Annotated in this window: 12 protein-coding genes; 11 read left to right on the top strand and 1 reads right to left on the bottom strand. The window is 42.9% G+C overall.

Annotation, left to right across the window (positions count from 1 at the left end; translation table 11 throughout):
• The first annotated feature begins 277 nt into the window (after nucleotides 1-277).
• The 9 genes from LC091_RS20520 to LC091_RS11695 all read left to right on the top strand — a co-directional run bounded on the left by LC091_RS20520 (nucleotide 278) and on the right by LC091_RS11695 (nucleotide 15,687).
• Nucleotides 278-1,156 (top strand): carbohydrate ABC transporter permease, encoded by an 879-nt coding sequence (locus tag LC091_RS20520; RefSeq protein ID WP_226682186.1) that lies wholly within the window; start codon nucleotides 278-280, stop codon nucleotides 1,154-1,156.
• Nucleotides 1,157-1,174: 18 nt separating this feature from the next.
• Nucleotides 1,175-3,199 carry a YIP1 family protein gene (locus tag LC091_RS11660; protein ID WP_226682187.1) on the top strand — a complete coding sequence of 675 codons (2,025 nt, stop codon included), beginning with the start codon at nucleotides 1,175-1,177 and terminating at the stop codon, nucleotides 3,197-3,199.
• Nucleotides 3,192-5,453, top strand: coding sequence for a DUF5696 domain-containing protein (locus tag LC091_RS11665; RefSeq protein WP_226682189.1), 2,262 nt, complete (start codon nucleotides 3,192-3,194; stop codon nucleotides 5,451-5,453). Before LC091_RS11660 ends, LC091_RS11665 begins: the two co-directional genes overlap by 8 nt.
• Nucleotides 5,454-5,455: 2 nt before the next feature.
• Entirely contained in the window at nucleotides 5,456-6,319 is an 864-nt protein-coding gene (locus LC091_RS11670) for a carbohydrate ABC transporter permease (RefSeq protein WP_226682191.1), read from the top strand.
• A gap of 14 nt (nucleotides 6,320-6,333) precedes the next feature.
• The gene (locus LC091_RS11675) at nucleotides 6,334-7,293 is read left to right on the top strand and encodes a carbohydrate ABC transporter permease (RefSeq protein ID WP_226682195.1); all 960 of its coding nucleotides are present in this window, start codon (nucleotides 6,334-6,336) and stop codon (nucleotides 7,291-7,293) included.
• A gap of 155 nt (nucleotides 7,294-7,448) precedes the next feature.
• Nucleotides 7,449-9,608 (top strand): glycoside hydrolase family 3 N-terminal domain-containing protein, encoded by a 2,160-nt coding sequence (locus LC091_RS11680; protein WP_226682196.1) that lies wholly within the window; start codon nucleotides 7,449-7,451, stop codon nucleotides 9,606-9,608.
• A gap of 367 nt (nucleotides 9,609-9,975) precedes the next feature.
• Complete coding sequence (locus LC091_RS11685) at nucleotides 9,976-13,320, top strand: GH36-type glycosyl hydrolase domain-containing protein (protein WP_226682198.1); 3,345 nt, start codon at nucleotides 9,976-9,978, stop codon at nucleotides 13,318-13,320.
• Nucleotides 13,321-13,422: 102 nt separating this feature from the next.
• Nucleotides 13,423-14,538, top strand: coding sequence for a Gfo/Idh/MocA family protein (locus LC091_RS11690; RefSeq protein ID WP_226682199.1), 1,116 nt, complete (start codon nucleotides 13,423-13,425; stop codon nucleotides 14,536-14,538).
• Between the two features lie 162 nt (nucleotides 14,539-14,700).
• Nucleotides 14,701-15,687 carry a LacI family DNA-binding transcriptional regulator gene (locus LC091_RS11695; protein ID WP_226682201.1) on the top strand — a complete coding sequence of 329 codons (987 nt, stop codon included), beginning with the start codon at nucleotides 14,701-14,703 and terminating at the stop codon, nucleotides 15,685-15,687.
• A gap of 128 nt (nucleotides 15,688-15,815) precedes the next feature.
• Here LC091_RS11695 and LC091_RS11700 read toward each other — a convergent pair whose 3' ends face one another.
• Nucleotides 15,816-16,082 carry a hypothetical protein gene (locus tag LC091_RS11700; RefSeq protein WP_226682202.1) on the bottom strand — a complete coding sequence of 89 codons (267 nt, stop codon included), beginning with the start codon at nucleotides 16,080-16,082 and terminating at the stop codon, nucleotides 15,816-15,818.
• 211 nt (nucleotides 16,083-16,293) lie between these two features.
• Here LC091_RS11700 and LC091_RS11705 point away from each other — a divergent pair, with 211 nt between their 5' ends.
• Both LC091_RS11705 and LC091_RS11710 read left to right on the top strand, forming a co-directional pair.
• Nucleotides 16,294-17,016, top strand: a complete 723-nt coding sequence (locus LC091_RS11705; RefSeq protein WP_226682203.1) for a ThuA domain-containing protein — start codon at nucleotides 16,294-16,296, stop codon at nucleotides 17,014-17,016.
• Between the two features lie 13 nt (nucleotides 17,017-17,029).
• Nucleotides 17,030-18,067, top strand: a complete 1,038-nt coding sequence (locus LC091_RS11710) for a Gfo/Idh/MocA family protein (RefSeq protein ID WP_226682205.1) — start codon at nucleotides 17,030-17,032, stop codon at nucleotides 18,065-18,067.
• The last annotated feature ends 7 nt before the right edge of the window (nucleotides 18,068-18,074 follow it).

The following is an 18,074-nucleotide window of genomic DNA, read 5'->3' on the forward strand; positions in this document are numbered from 1 at the left end:
GAGCGGAAGTCACTTGACTCAAAGCCACTGGAAAACTGAATTATTATGTGCATAGAGAATTCCTAGCTGTGGATTGGAGCAAAAGGCGAAGACTCCTGAGGGAGATAGCGGTAGCTTGAGACCCCGCAACGAAGTGAGGAGGCTCAAGCATCGCCCCTAGGAAAGCGAAGCCATTTGCGGAAATTCACAGCGGTGTCTAAACAACATGTTAAATCAGATTAACAATCTTTAAGAAAACATCCAAGCTATAAAACTTCTAATGTAGGGAGTGAATGATGTGTCGGCATTCCATGGAACGAAAATCAATCCAGACCGTTTTCACAAAAGCCAATTAAAGTTCTATGCATTTCTAATACCGCTCGCCATCTTTATGGCTATGCCCATCGTCTTTGTCTTTTCTCACGCCTTTAAGCCGATCGATGAGCTATTCGCTTATCCACCGCGCTTCTTTGTGCAAAAGCCGACGATGCAGAACTTTATTGATTTAATGAACAACACAAGTACATCGGGCGTTCCGATGTCCCGTTACTTGTTTAACAGTATCTCCATTACCCTTATCGTCGTCTTTGTCACTGTCCTTATCAGTACGATGGCAGGGTATGCCTTATCAAAAAAACGATTCAAATTAAAGAAAACCATTTTTGAAATCAATACACTTGCCTTAATGTTTGTTTCGGCGGCAGTGGTGATTCCACGTTATCTTTTAATTGAAAAGGTGGGACTGTTGGACACGTTTCTTGTTCATATTTTCCCACTGATCGCCATGCCGATCGGCCTTTTCCTGGTAAAACAATTTATCGATCAAATACCGAACGAATTAATAGAAGCAGCCCAGATGGATGGGGCGACGGACTACCAAATTTTCGGAAAAATCATCATTCCGCTTGTAAAACCCGCGATTGCGACCATTGCGATCCTATCTTTCCAACTTGTTTGGAATAACACGGAGACCTCGACATTGTTTGTTGATAATGAAAATTTGAAGACTTTTGCCTTTTACATGTCGACATTAACTTCGGCCACAAGTGGTAACACAGTAGCGGGTCAAGGAATGGCAGCAGCGGCATCTTTAATTATGTTCATTCCAAATTTAATCATCTTTATCATCTTACAAAGTCAAGTAATGAATACGATGGCACATTCAGGAATCAAGTAGAAGGGGGAGAAAAAGAGTATGAAGCGCATTTTCATTGGCTTATTGACTGTATGGTTAATCCTCCTTTCTCCTTTGCAATCATTTGCAGCCCTGTCTGTTCCATATAATACAGAGACGGTATCAACAGAAGGGGATATCATTGAAACGCAAACCGCTTATATTCCGGTGGGGCTTTTCGGAAGTACTAGTGATATAGTCAATCCAGAAGATGTCTATATTGATCAGAACAACGATGTGTATGTGGCTGATTCCGGTACGAAGAAAATCACCAAGTTTGATGAGAATGGTAGAAAACTGTTAGAAGTCGGAGAAGGAATCCTGCAAATGCCGACTGGGGTTTTTGTGGATGAAGAACAGCAAATATATGTAGCGGATTATACAAATGAAAAAGTCTATCGTTTTTCTGAAGAAGGGGAAATGCTCCAAGAATACGGAAGACCGGATTCTCCCCTTTTTGGAACAAAAACGCCGTATAAGCCACAGAAAATTACGGTGGACAAACGAGGCAACCTATACATTATCGGAGAGGGTTCGACAAATGGAGTCATCCAGGTTGGTCAGGATGGTACATTTCTCGGATTCTTCGGGGTAAACCGTACAAGACCGTCGTTAATGTCTGTAATCCAGGATGCACTGACAACAGACCAGCAGCGCTCCAGCATGTTTCTAAAAGTGCCGCCAGCGCCAACTAATATTGCGATTGATGAAAAAGGACTCGTTTACACCATTACAGCGGGTACTAGCTTTGAAGTCATTCGAAAGCTGAATATTGCAGGTGGGAACATTTTATCACCGTACATTTCTGAGATTACTAATCTTCAGGATATAGCAATGGGGCCGCTTGGGAACTTCTTTGTTTTAGCTAAAGACGGAAGAATCTATGAGTATGATAGTTTTGGAAATCTGCTCTTTATTTTTGGCGGTAAGGATGATGGAACAAACCGCCTGGGATTGTTTATGGATCCTTCAGGAGTTGCAACTGATAATCTCGGGAGGGTTTTTGTTACAGACCGTGAACGAGGAACAGTTCAAGTACTGGAACCAACAGCTTTTGCAGAAATGCTTCATGGCGGGATCTCACTCTATGCGCAAGGGCTTTACATAGAGAGTGAGCAATATTGGAGCGAAGTGTTGCGCATGAATTCTTCCATTGGCCTTGCTCATAACGCCATGGGGGAAGCTTATTACAAGCAGCAAGATTATGAACAAGCATTAAAATCATTTGAACTGGTAGGGAATGTGGAAGGCTATTCCGATTCCTTCTGGGAAATTAGAAACCAGTGGATGAATGAAAATCTGAGTACTGTTTTTACTATCTTAATCGGATTATTTGCAGTCAGGGCGACCTTGCTTTTTGCATATAAAAAGAAAGGAATCTTAGCCCCGGCAAGGAACAGATGGCAGGCATTCAAAAATAGGAAACTATTAAGTGAGCTATTATTTTTAGGCAAATTCTTACGTCATCCAATTGACAGCTTCTATTATATTAAAAGACAAAGAAGGGTATCCGTTTTATCGGCTACCATCCTCTATATCATTCTTTATTTGGAATTCTTGTTCATGAAGTATTTCACTGGATTCATTTTCAGGGGCGGTATCACTTTAGAGCAAATTAATTTCGGTATGGAATTCATACTCTTATTCCTGCCAATCATTCTATTCATCGTATCCAACTATCTAGTAAGTACGATCAACGATGGAGAAGGAAGATTCTCAGACATCTATATTGGAACCATTTATTCTTTGGCACCGATCATTTTGCTCTTGGTTCCGATTACACTTATGTCAAATGTGCTTACGCTAAATGAATACTTCTTGTATGTATTCTTTATGCAAGTGATGATGGGATGGTCGTTGATTATCTTGTTTATCATGATCAAAGAAATTCATGCCTTTGAATTCTGGGGAACGGTACGAAACATCTTTACGACGATTTTCTGTATGTTGATTATCGTATTGGTATGTTTCATCATCTACGTATTAATAGATCAGGTTATTGATTTTGTAACAGCAATCATTCAGGAGGTGATTCTCCGTGTTTAAGAAAATTCTGCTCGTCATGCTTATTGCCATTCTTCCGGTATCCGTATTTGCTGAATCATTGACATCAAAGGAAGAGTTGGAAGATGTCGAAGTGGAAACAGAGCTCGGAGAACAGACTCTCCGCTTTGATTCCAATCAATTTACCCAGCCAGAGAGAGAGAATAAACCGTTATCCGAAGGAAGCCTTGAAGGCTTTACAAAGGTAACGGAGAACGACAAGCTTGCGCTGTATGTACAAGAAGAGTCGCTTGCTATAAAAATTAAAAACAAAAAAACGGGCTATATTTGGCACTCCGGTGTAGATAATGCGGAGAATTACCGTTTGAACAACACTTGGACAGATATGGTGCAATCAGCCATAACGATTGATTACTTGGATCGCCGCGGAAACATCAAAACAGAAAGCATTCTGACGGAAGAAACGAAACCAAGCATTCAACTAAACGACGACGGTTTCACCGCAGAGATCGATTTCCGTGGTTCCAGCATTGAAGTCGTGCTGAATGTGACGCTTGAAGACGAAAGCATTGTGATTGATGTGCCAAATGAAGGCGTTCAGGATGGAACTTACAATAAGATTGTAGCGATGAAAGTTTACCCATTCCTTGGTGCCGCACATATGGATGATATCACCGGGTATTTGTTCATACCGGACGGAAGCGGTGCACTGATGCGTTTTGAAAAAAGTGCTTTCCGTTCAGATACACCATTCATCGGTTCCATTTATGGAGAAGATGAAGGGTTTACAAGACCGAAAAACACAGACGATGATTACACATACCCGGCACAGACGATTTCGGTTCCTGTCTATGGTGCCGTACATGGTGTCAAACAGAATGCCTTCATCACATCCATTGAGGAAGGGCAAAGTTATGGTCGAATCCTAGCTTACCCGTCTGGTGCATCTACTGATTTCTTTTGGGTAACATCAGACTATCAATATCGTTTTAATTATTTTCAGCCGACAAGTAAGAGCATGGGAGGCTTTAACGTCTACCAAGAAGAAAAAAACAATTTCAATATCAAACAGAAAGTCATGTTCTTATCCGATGAAGAAGCAGATTATGTCGGAATGGCAAACAGATATCAGCAGCATTTAGAAGATAAAGGCACGCTTTCTAATAACAACGAAGACAAAGTAGATCTTCGCCTGGAGCTTTTAGGCGGGGAAACGAAAAAAGGCCTGATTTGGAATTCCGTGGAGCAAATGACAGAGATTCAAGACATTCCTCGTTTTGTAGAAGAGTTGGAGCAAAACGATGTCGATAATCTGCATGTGGTATTAAGAGGCTGGACAAAAGGTGGACTGACGGGAACGCTGCCACAAAAGTTTCCGTTAGAGAAGAAAGTTGGCAGTAAAGGGGATTTGGAGGCAACCATCCAAACTTTAGAGGAAAAAGACATTCCTTTCTATCTGCACACAGACTTCACAACCGCTTTTGACGGCGCATCCGGCTTTTCCGGAAGCAAGGATGTTTCTAAGAAAATTAACGGACAGCCGATGACGCAGAGTAAATTTGGCTATAGCAGTTATTATCTCAGTCCTGCGAAATCGCTTGAAATTGCCAAAAAAGATGCAGCTGATTTCAAGGATCACGGGGTAGAAAATATAGCAATTGAAACGACTGCAAGTAAACTATTCTCTGACTTTAACAAAGGTATGTCTTCTTCAAGAGCAGAGATGATTGAATTGAATCAAGAACTATTTGCACATTATCAAGAGCAAAATATTGATTTATCCCTATATCGTCCGAACAACTACGCTTGGGGTTATATGGACAAGTACTTGGATATGCCGATGTATTCCTCTAACTATATGTTTGTTACAGACACCGTTCCGTTCTTACAAATAGTTCTGAAGGGATACACGCCGTATTATGCGACCTTCTCCAACTTCTCCCATAATCCAACGGAAGAAGTGCTGAGAATGATTGAGTTTGGTGCTTATCCTTCCTTTTATCTGACTAGGGAGTCCGCACAGCTATTAATGAAGACTCCTTCAAGAGGTTTGTATACGTCTGAGTTTGCTAGTTGGAAAGAAGAATTGATCAGTCAATATAGTCAAGTGAAAGAAAGTCTTGGAAAAGTAGAGAACAGCTCGATTGTCGATCGAATTGTTCATCAACAAGGGGTGTCTGAAGTTGTCTATGAAAATGGTGTTTCTATTTTCGTTAACTACACGGATTCAGAAGTTACCATTGACGGAACAACGGTCGCAGCTACGTCATTTAGCATAAAAGAAGGGGGGAATTAAGCATGAAGCAGCTATCCATGCGCTCGAAGAATTCGCTAACAGGATTATTGTTCATCTCACCATGGATTCTTGGGTTTCTCTTATTCACAGCTTATCCCCTCTTTTATTCCTTGTACTTAAGTTTTCAAAAAGTAAGGATTACTACAGAGGGTATCCAAACGACCTTTGTAAAGTTTGATAATTTTAAAGATGCCTTTACAGTGGATGCATTGTTCACCCAAAAGCTGTTGACGTTTGTGCAGGAGCTGGTGTTATCGGTGCCAATCATCATTGTATTTTCTTTAATCATTGCGATTCTGTTGAATCAGCCAATCCGCTTTCGTAATTTTTTCCGGATGATTTTCTTCCTTCCGGTTATCATTGCGAGCGGCCCGGTTATCAATGAATTGATTTCACAGGGTGTGACATCGATTCCGTCCATCAAGGACTATGCGATATTTGAAACGATGCTCTCTGCTGATTCCTTATTCAGCAGTGTGCTCCTGTATTTAATGGATAACCTGATCATCATTTTATGGTTTTCCGGAGTGCAGTTCTTAATATTCCTGGCAGCCTTGCAAAAAATAGATACACAAGTCTATGAAGCTGCCAAAATTGACGGCGCGTCCAACTGGGAATGCTTTTGGAAGGTGACACTGCCAAGCATTTTCCCAATGATCGTCGTTAATACGGTTTATACGATTGTGACATTCTCGATATTCTCGTTAAATCCAGTCATCGAGCATATCCAAACAAATATGTTTCAAATCAATACAGGCTTTGGCTATGCCTCAGCCCTGTCATGGATCTACTTCCTATTGATTGCGGTTGCACTGGGTATTTCAGTAGCACTGTTAACCGTTAGAGGAAGAAAAAATTATGCTTAAAGGAGGCCGTTATCATGGCAAGCGAATCGCTGACTAACCGCAAACCAAAAGGGACAGGCATCGTGACCAGGTTGAAAAAGCTCGCTTTCGGAATGAAAGGGAACGACGGCCTTCTATATAAGCTATTCATCTACGGCTTGTTAATTGGAATTGGCTTTGTATACTTATTCCCGTTGCTTTATATGATTTCATATAGTTTAAAAAGTTTGGATGATATCTTAAATCCACTAGTAAACTGGATTCCAACACAACTTTATCTGGATAACTATCAATCTGCATATGCAGTATTGAAGTTCGTACCTACTTTAGTGGAGTCTCTATATGTGACAGCAATACCAGCCATTGTTCAAACGGCAGTATGTGCCGTTGTTGGCTATGGGTTTGCACGCTTTGCCTTTCCATTCAAACGGACCATGTTTGTGTTGGTATTGGCGACGTTCATCATTCCTCCTCAAGTGACGGTCATCCCTCGTTATGTATTTTTTAACGAGATAGGTATTCTGGGAAGCATTCAAGCTTTCTTGTTCCCAGCCTTACTTGGACAAGGAATCAACAGTGCCATCTTCATTCTGATTTTCTATCAGTTCTTTAAAATGATGCCAAAAGCGCTGGAAGAAGCAGCCCAGCTTGATGGCGCAGGATATTTACGTATATTCTTAACGCTTGCGCTTCCAATGGCTGCACCTGCTATCATCATTTCGTTCTTATTCTCCTTCGTTTGGTATTGGAACGAAACATATCTGGCAGCGATCTATTTTGGTAACTCATTAACAACCTTACCGCTCGAGCTTCAAAAGTTCGTAGCGACCTATCAACAGATGTACCCGCAAAGTGGTGGGGAAGCATCTGAAATAAACGAAGGCATCAATATGGCAGGTACAGTTATGACGATCTTGCCGATGCTTGTTGTCTATGCAATCACACAACGCTGGTTTGTTGAAGGTGTCGACCGCTCCGGTATAGCGGGTGAATAAGTGGGTAAAGAGTGCTGTTATGGCCTCTTTATCGAAATAAATAGAAACGTTTCGAAAAATATACCAAATTTTATTACAGAAAAGCTTATATTTATGCATTGTTTTCAGTGAAAACGTTTCGTATATATGCAGTGCGATTGGGGAGGTAATTAAGGATGGCTAAAAACATGGAAAGTCTTCTAGAACAAATGACATTAGAGGAAAAAATAGCCCAGCTCATGCAATTGGCAACATTCTTCTATAAAGGTGCAGCAGGGGATGGAGAAATTACCGGTCCTTTAGAAGACATGGGAATTTCAAATGACGTGGTGCAAAACAGCGGCTCTGTCCTTGGTGCATCAGGAGCGTGGGAAGTTGCCAATATTCAACGAGAGCATCTTGCAGAAAACAGGTTGGGAATTCCTCTACTGATGATGGCAGATATTGTCCACGGATTTAAAACCATCTTTCCAGTACCTCTTGCAATTGGTTGTTCCTGGGATACAGAGCTTGCCGAAAAGAGTGCAGAAATTGCCGCCAAAGAAGCATCTGTCTCTGGTGTTCATGTCACATTTGCACCGATGGTCGATTTAGTAAGAGATCCTAGATGGGGACGAGTGATGGAATCAACAGGGGAAGATCCTTATCTGAACAGTGTCTTTGCCAAGGCCTTTGTTCGAGGCTTCCAAGGAGAGGACTTGACCAATGACACTCACCGTGTTGCAGCTTGCGTAAAACACTTCGCAGCATACGGGGCACCAGAAGGAGGCAGAGATTATAATACGGTCAACATGTCAGAAAGACAGCTTCGCGAGTCTTACTTGCCGGCGTATAAAGCGGCATTAGATGAAGGCTGCGAAATGGTTATGACCGCTTTTAACACGGTCGACGGCATTCCTGCATCAGGTAATAAAAAGCTGATGAGAGACCTTCTGCGCGAGGAATGGGGCTTTGACGGTGTCATGATTTCCGACTGGGGTGCTGTAAAAGAACTGATTCCACATGGCGTTGCAGAAGACGAACGAGAAGCGGCGCTGAAAGGTCTTGAGGCAGGGGTGGACATCGAAATGATGACCGCCTGTTATGCAAAAAACCTTCAAGATCTTGTTGGGAGCGGCGAACTTTCGGAAGCGCTGATCGATGAATCGGTCTTACGAATTCTCAACTTAAAAAACAAACTTGGACTTTTTGAAAATCCATACCGCGGTACGAGCGAAGAACTAGAAAAAGAAGTCATCATGTCAGAGGAGCACCGCCAAGTGGCAAAGGAACTTGCCATCAAATCTAGTGTTCTCTTAAAAAATGATCAGGTTCTACCGTTGAATAAAGACAAGAAAATCGCAGTAATCGGACCTTTTGCGAAAAACGGGGACGTGCTTGGTCCTTGGTCCTGGCAAGGTTCAAAGGAAGCCGCAGTACAGGTTTATGACGGACTGCTTGCCAAAACATCTGAAGCCAACCTTTTGGTTGCACAAGGCTCTGACATCGAAACGATGACAGAAGAGCAGCTCACACAAGCTGTGGAAACAGCAAAGGAAGCAGATGTCATTGTCCTTGCACTTGGGGAAGCATCTGAAATGAGCGGAGAAGGTGGCTGCCGTGCAGACATCCGCCTGCCTGAAGCACAATTAAAGCTTGCAGCGAAAATGAGGGAGCTTGGTAAGCCAGTCGTGACCGTTCTTTTCAATGGTCGTCCGTTAGATCTTCATGGAGTAATTGATCAATCTGATGCATTACTTGAAGCCTGGTATCCGGGAACGGAAGCTGGATCGGCCATCGCGGACCTGTTGTTTGGAGAGGTGAATCCTTCCGGAAGACTTGCGATGAGTTTCCCATATTCTGTTGGACAGGTGCCTGTCTACTATAACTGTTTCAACACAGGGCGCCCGCAAGGCAAAAACAAACAGGAACGCTATGTCACCCATTATCTTGATATCCCAAATGAGCCACTACTTCCATTTGGATACGGATTAAGCTATACAACTTTTGAATACAGCGATGTGAACTTATCAACAGATAGTTTAACAGAAGACTCCAGTATCGATGTGACGGTCAACGTAACGAATACAGGTGAACGCGCCGGTGAAGAAACGGTTCAGTTCTATATCCGTGACCTCTCAGGCGAAATTGTCCGCCCGCTTAAAGAGTTAAAAGGATATGAAAAAGTTTGGCTAGAGCCTGGTGAAACAAAACAAGTCACTTTCACCATCACAGAAGATCAGCTTCGTTACTATCATTCGGACCTGACCTTCCAGAGCGACAAAGGCATATTCCACGCCATGATCGGCCCAAACAGCAACGAACTAACAATAAAAGAGTTCATTTTAAATAAGTAGTTTGTAACGAAAGTGCAGTACCAGCAGGTGATTGGAGAAAAAGGCGAAGCTAAGCCACTGAAAACTGATATTTCGTGTGAATAAAGATTTACAGCTGTTGGTTGGAGAAAAAGGCGAAGACTCCAGCGGGGGAGTAGCGACAATGTTGAGACCCCGCAGTGAAACGAGGAGGCTCAAGGTCGCCCCGCGGAAAGCGAAGCCATTTGCGGAAATCAACAACGGTGAGAACCAAAAAGTAATATCATAGATTTTTTCAGTGGCGTCGGCGTAACAGAGGAAGCTCATGTAAGCCCCTAGGAAAGCGAAGCCTTTTCCAAAATCACCTGCTTCGTATCAGCAGCCCAACCATTAAAGGAGGACTTTAATCATGCAAACAAAAACAGCCAATCAAAAGATTAATATAGAAGCCGGAAATGTTCGCTTTACTTTCCTAAACAGCGGGGACCTCTTTGAAGCAACACACAAGGAAATCATGATCAACCAATGGATGTCCAACCCAATCGACGGTGCACTCAACAACCTATACCTTCGCGTTCACGGTGAAAACGGGATCAAAGCTTACCCCTTACTAGGCGTAAAATCAACCAGCACCACAAGCCATTCCCAAAACGAAATTAAATGGGAAGGAACAGTTGCTGACATCGACTATTCCGTAAATTTCCGTCTATCAGAAAAAGGTATCTGGTTCTGGGATGTAAACGTAAATGGCGACGGTCAAACAGTCGATATTGTATATGGTCAAGATGTTGGAATCGGAAGCAAAGGGCTTGTTCGTACAAACGAATCATACCTGTCCCAGTATATCGACCACACCGTATTTGAAGACGAGCAGAATGGCTATGTAGTTTGCTCCCGTCAGAACCAGCCACAACCTGAAGGTTTTCCATACTTGCAACAAGGTTCCCTGACAAAAGCAGTGGGCTACTCAACAGATGGCTTCCAATTCTTTGGTCTTTCCTACAAAGAAACAAACGAGCCGGAAGTGCTATCAAAAGAAACACTTTCCAATGAAATCTATCAATATGAATTCGCTTTTACAGGCTTGCAATCCGAAAAGGTTGTGCTTGATGGGCAAGAAAACTTCGTATTTTATGGCCTGTTCAAAGAAAACCACCAAGAAGCTGTAACAGAGCTTGAGTTTACTGAGGAAGTAGCAAAGGCTTGGGAAGAAGTGAAGGAGATTGCATCCGACTCTTCTGAAGAATTGAATAAGGTTACGGCCAACGCCAACCTAGCAGGCGTACTTTCCGGATCTTCTTTTACAAAAGAGGAACTGGATAAGTACTTCCCGGTTCGCCAGCAAGAAGAATGGGAAGGCGAAACGTTGCTATCTTTCTTCACCGATACGTATGAGCATATCGTGTTAAAAGAAAAAGAGCTTATCGTTGAGCGCCCGCACGGCCATATCATCATGTCCGGCAATAATGACAAAATGACGGAAAACATCATCACCTCTACATCTTATATGTACGGTATTTTTAACTCGCAGCTTGTGGTAGGCAACACTTCTTTCCATAAGATGATGACAAATGCACGTAATGCGTTGAATGTCATGAAAACTTCCGGACAGCGCATCTATGTGGAAGTCGAAGGACAGTACAAGTTATTAACGATGCCTACTTTATTCGAAATTGGCTTTAACTATGCTCGCTGGTACTACAAAACAGCAGACGATGTAATTGTGGTAACAAACTATACAGTAGTAGATTCTCCTGACATTCAGTTAGAGGTAACGTCTGAAAACGGCAAAAACTACCGTTACCTTGTGACCAATCAAATCTCCATGAACAACAATGAACTGGTTGTTTCTTATGATATGAAACAGGACGGCAAGGTATTGACGTTTAAAGCGGTGGAAGGGTCTGATAGCAAGCATGTTTACCCTGACCTAGCTTACAAACTGACTGTGGAAGGCGCTGACTTTAGGGTTAGCGACGAAACGAAACTTGCAGAAGGGATTGCACCTGGATCTGCTTCCCTTGTGGTATTGGAAACAGAAGCAACAGCTAGCTGGTCGATGACGGTTCAAGGGTTATTGCATGGTGAAGAGAGAGAATTTGTGGCTGCGGATTTTGCCACAGAAGTTGAACGTTACCGCGCGTTTTTTGAAAAAGTGATGAACGGCTTCAAGTTGTCATTGGGCAACGAAAGTAAAGAAGAGTTAGAAAAAATGAATGCCACTGCATGGTGGTATACACATAACATGCTAGTTCACTACTCTGTGCCACATGGTCTAGAGCAATACGGTGGAGCGGCATGGGGGACGCGTGATGTTTGCCAAGGGCCAACGGAATACTTCATGGCAACGCAAAACTACGAAAGCGTGAAGGAAATCATCAAAAAAGTGTACACTCATCAATATGAGGATACTGGGAACTGGCCGCAATGGTTCATGTTTGATCATTACAACCGTATCCAAAGCGAAGAGAGTCACGGAGATATCATCGTTTGGCCATTAAAAGTATTAAGTGATTACCTTACGATCACAAAAGATTACTCTATTTTAGAAGAAAAGGTTCCTTACACGGTTCGTGGTGCATTCCATTTCACAGAAGAAAAAGCGACTGTGTTCGAACATGCGAAAAAAGAAATTCAATTCATTAAGGATCACTTCCTACATGATACCTTCCTATCCTCCTATGGTGACGGAGACTGGGATGACACGCTGCAGCCGGCAAATGCGCAGTTGAAGCAATACATGGTATCGAGCTGGACCGTTTCCTTAACCTATCAAGTATTGAACACACTTTCTAAAGCACTAGAGGATGTTTTAACAGAGGAAGCAACAGAACTAAAGGCTTTGGCAAAAGGTATTGAAATTGACTTTAATAAATACATGCTTGCATCTGATGTAATTCCTGGTTTCGTTTATATGGAAGATCAGGACAAACCGGAATTGATGGTACACCCAGAAGATACAAAAACAGGCATTCATTATCGTTTGCTGCCAATGACTCGCAGCATGATCAGTGAACTATTAACACCAGAACAAGCAAAATCTCATTTTGACTTGATTAAGAAAGAGTTGTACTGCCCAGACGGCGTGCGTCTTATGAACCGCCCGGCAAACTATGCAGGTGGCGTCAGCACACACTTTAAGCGTGCAGAACAAGCGGCAAACTTCGGCCGTGAAATCGGACTGCAATATGTGCACGCACATATCCGTTATGTGGAAGCAATGGCCAAGCTTGGGAAGACGGATGAAGTGTGGAAAGGTTTGAATACCATCAACCCAATCAATATCCAAAAGGCAGTGCCAAACGCAGAACGCCGTCAAAGCAACGCCTACTTCAGCTCTTCAGACGGACAGTTTAACGACCGTTATGAAGCACAAGAACAATTTGGCAAACTGCGCGATGGCTCTGTAAAAGTAAAAGGCGGATGGAGAATCTATTCTAGCGGACCAGGAATCTACATGAACCAATTGATTTCCAACTGCCTCGGCATCCGTTTCCAAGCAGGAGACCTTGTAGTGGACCCAGTGTTGCCAGCAGAACTTGACGGACTGCACTTTACCTATAAAGTAAATGGACACGATGTTCAGTTTGTTTACCACTTAGGTCAAGAACAGAAGGAAGTACGTGTAAACGGAAAAGCAGTGAAGGGATCAGAAGTCTCCAACCGCTACCGCAACGGAGGATATGTCATCAGCAAGGAAGAGTTAAAACAGCTTCTGCTTGAAGGTGAAAATAAGATCGAGGTATTTATCTAAGCTTTCTTACCACTAAAAGGGTAAAATAGGAAGATACCAATTTAATGATAGGATACGGCGTAGGTTTATGTGCGCCGTATTTCTTTGTGAGGAGAGAAAATCTTGAAAAAAGTGAAAGTTGGAGTCATCGGTACAGGTACGATCAGCGGCATTTATTTAGAAGCGCCAACCAAATTTTCCATCCTGGACATTGTCGCAGTAGCCGATTTGAATTTGGAACGCGCAAAAGAGAAGGCAGCAGAATATAACATGGAGAAAGTTTACACGGTTGAAGAAATGCTAGCAGATCCGGAAATTGAAATGGTCATCAACCTGACCATTCCTAAAGCACACTATGAAGTGACACTTGCTGCACTTGAAGCAGGCAAACACGTATTTGTTGAAAAACCACTGACAATAGAAGTCGCAGAAGGGAAAAAACTTTTAGAATTGGCTGAGAAAAAAGGGCTCCGTGTTGGTTGTGCTCCAGATACGTTTCTTGGCGGAGCGCTGCAAACCTGCCGTAAGCTAATCGACGAAGGAGTGATTGGCAAGCCGGTAGCAGCTACAGGCTTCATGCTAGGGGCAGGTCCTGAAGGCTGGCATCCTGCACCTGATTTTTACTACCAAAAAGGTGGCGGACCGATGTTTGACATGGGACCTTATTATTTAACGGCTTTCATTCATCTTTTGGGACCGATCAAACGAGTAACAGGCTCCACCCAATCAGCCTTTGAAAAGCGGACCGTGACAAGAGCAGAAGATTACGGACGCCAAATACAAGTAGAAACACCAACACATGTCACAGGTTTGCTTGATTTTGAAAATGGAGCGGTTGGAACACTCATTACAAGCTTTGATGTGATGGGTGGCACCCAGCTGCCATGCATAGAAATCTACGGCACAAAAGGGACGCTAAGTGTTCCAGATCCGAATAATTTTGGCGGTGCGATTCGTGTTCGAGCACTTGGGGAACACGATTTTAAGGAAGTTCCACTGGAATACGGATACTCCGATAACAGCAGAGGAATTGGAGCGGCTGATATGGCCCATGCGATCAGAGCTGGCAGACCTCACAGGGCAAATGGACAGATGGCTCTACAAGTTTTAGAAGTCATGCATGCCATCCACGAATCTTCGGTGGAAGGAAAGCATGTTCACATGAAAAATAGATGTTCCCGCCCTGAAATATTACCTTATGGATTGGATCAGGAAAATCAGGATTTGTTTAATAATTAAGCAGGATATTGTTTTAGAAAACCCTCTATGGAAGCTATAAACTATTGAATAATAACAACGTTTACATTATGCTAGAGATAGGAGATTGAAACGTTTCGAACAGAAGGTGATCACATGTCGTTTTTGGGCACGTGGCCTGTCTTCATAAGGGGGTTAAGCAAGGTGGCAACAATCAAAGATGTGGCAAAGCTTGCCGGAGTAGCAGTTTCGACGGCATCCTATGCATTGAATAATGTAAACAAGGTCAGTCCGGCTACAATGAAAAAAGTGCAAGAAGCCGCTAGGGAATTGAACTACTTTAAAAATGGTTTTGCTTCTGATTTAAAAAGAACAAAAACGAATACAATTGCCCTTATATTAAGGGATCTATCGGGACCATTCTATTCCGAGCTAATCAAAGGGGTACAGGAAGTCACCACTGCAAATGGTTATGATCTGATAGCATGTAGCTCTGTTGGTGGTGCGCAATCAACCGCAGCAAAATTTCTAAAAGAAAAAAGGGTGGATGGCGCGATCATCCTTGCCCATAATATAACAAACGATATTATCTTAGAATCAGCACGTGAAGGTTTCCCAATCGTCGTACTTGATCGAAAGCTTAACCATGAATTTGTGTATCAAGTGGAAGTGGACAATATTCACGGGGGATATGCGGCAACGGAATACTTGATTAACAAAGGACATCGTGAAATCGGCTATGTGAGCGGACCGATGAACTCCCATGATAATCAGATGCGTTTTGACGGGTATATGTTGGCCTTAAAGGAACACGGAATCCAATACCAGAACAAATGGAAGCTGTCCGGCGATTTCACTCGTGAAGGCGGCTACCGAGCAACAAAAATGCTAATCGCACAACGCCAACTACCAGAAGCCATTTTCTACGCCAATGATGAGATGGCAATCGGCGGTCTGCAAGCCTTTAAAGAGAACAAAATCAGCGTGCCAGATGACATTTCCATCATCGGTTACGATGACATCCAGCTGGCAGAGTATGTGAGTCCGCCTTTGACAACGGTAAGGCAGCCAAAGTATGAGGTAGGGGCATTAGCGGTACATGTTGTGTTCCAAGCGTTGGCAAAAGAGGATTCAGTAGAAAATTACTATAACCTTTCTACCGAGATTGTGGAGCGGAAGTCTGTGAAATAAGGCGGTGGGCCTTTCCTGTTAATGTGACAGGAAAGGCTTTTTTGTGTGAGAGTGGTGGGGGAGTTTAACGGCATTTTGCGTAATTTTAATGTATATTGGTCATTCCTGTTTAATATGTCGGGTCTCCATTATCCTTGATTGGGGAGAATTGGCTTATATCCATTGTGAAAAGATTTTATCCATTGTTCAGAGCCATTTATCCATTGTAAAAAAGTTTTATCCATTGTAAAACAAATATATCCATTGTAAAAGTGATTTATCCATTTTATCTTTTTTTCCATCAATTCACGCCAGTCATCTTCCGTCCCCTTCCCTGAACTTCCCCCCTTCATGCGAGAAGTCGGAATTTTACCATCTAGTTCGGACTTTAACATTGAAAACGCTTTATCTTCCATTTATAATGTAGGAGAGTTGTCTTGAGACGTTTCATATATCGCAATATGGAAACGTTCCCACACATATGACAACAACCAATTACTAGAGTTAGAGATTTTACAAAAAAATATAGGAACCTAGCTGATCATTGGAGCGAAAGGCGAAGCCTGGCGCGTAATTCAGCAGCGGTGTAACCAAAATAGACTGGTAGCAAGAAAGGGGAAACAATCAATGATCAGAGTAACAGTATGGAATGAAAACCGACATGAACAAACAAACGAAAAAGTGAGAGAAGTATATCCAGAAGGTATCCACGGTGCCATCGCTTCCTTCCTGAAAGAAGAAGACTATGAAGTAAGAACCGCTACTTTGGATGAGCCAGAGCACGGACTTACCGAAGAAGTGTTGAACAACACAGATGTTCTTTTATGGTGGGGCCATGTAGCGCATGAAGATGTGAGCGATGAGATCGTCACTCGCGTGAAAAATAGAGTACTAGACGGAATGGGATTGATCGTTCTTCACTCTGGACATTTCTCTAAAATCTTCAAAACATTGATGGGTACAACTTGTGACCTGAAATGGAGAGAAGCAGACGAAAAAGAACGCATCTGGGTAGTATCACCAGGCCATCCGATCGCAGAAGGCATTGGGGAGCATATCGACATTGAACGCGAAGAAATGTATGGCGAGCACTTCGATATTCCAGATCCGGACGAGCTAGTATTTGTGAGCTGGTTTGAAGGCGGAGAGGTATTCCGCAGCGGTTGCACATACAAGCGTGGAAGAGGGAAAGTATTCTACTTCCGTCCAGGCCACGAAACATACCCGACTTACTATCATGAAAAGGTGCAAAAAGTCATCAAAAATGCCGTTAACTGGGCAAAACCAACAACAATCGGCGATGTATATTACGGAAATGCAAAACCATTAGAAGAAATCAAAAGCAAATAAGGGGGATAACAAAATGAAGAAATTACGAGTTGGAGTAGTAGGATGCGGAAGTATCGCAAAGCACCGTCATTTACCAGAGTACCATGCAAACCAAAATGTGGAGCTTGTAGCACTATGTGATGTTGTATTAGAACGCGCGGAGCAAGCAGTTGAAACGTACGGCGGGAAAGCTTATGAAAGCTACCAAGAAATGATCGACCGTGAAGAGTTGGATGTTGTGAGTGTGTGCACACCAAACTACCTGCATGCCCCTGTATCCATCTATGCATCCAAAGCTGGAGCGCACGTTTTATGTGAAAAACCGATGGCAACGTCTAAAGAAGAAGCGGACGAAATGATTGCTGCAGCGCAAGCGTCTGGGAAAAAACTGATGATCGCGCACAACCAACGTTTTGTTCCTTCCCACCAAAAAGCGAAGCAACTGATTGAAAGTGGCGAAGTTGGGAAGATTTACAGCTTCCGTACGGCATTCGGTCACCCTGGACCAGAAGGCTGGAGTGTGGACGGAAAAAACAGCTGGTTCTTCCGTAAAGAAGAAGCATTTATCGGGGCAATGGGAGACCTTGGTGTACACAAGTCCGACTTGATGCGCTACCTTTTAGGGGAAGAAATCGTAGAAGTGGGAGCATTCATCGAAACTTCTTCCAAAGAAAACACAGATGTGGATGACACGGCAGTTTGCGCGTTAAGAACGGAAAGCGGAATTGTTGGAACACTTGCTGCAAGCTGGTCTTACAAGCGTGAAGATAACTCTACCATTATCTATGCGGAAAAAGGGGTTCTTCGTTTAGAAGACGATCCGACTCACTCTTTAGTCGTGCAATATGCAACTGGTGAAACAGTTCGCTACGAATTAGGTAAAATCCAAAGCAATGATGCTGGCGGACAAACTGGTTCTCATGTTATCGACCATTTTGTAACAAGCATCCTAGAAGACAAAGAAGTACTTGTAGACGGAAACGAAGGAAAGAACTCCTTGATGGTTATTCTAGGTGCGCTTGAATCCAATGAAACGAAGAAAATTGTCAACATCCAAAACGAATTGAACTAAGGAGCGT

This window comes from Sutcliffiella horikoshii (assembly GCF_020524325.1).
Lineage (GTDB): Bacteria > Bacillota > Bacilli > Bacillales > Bacillaceae_I > Sutcliffiella_A > Sutcliffiella_A horikoshii_D.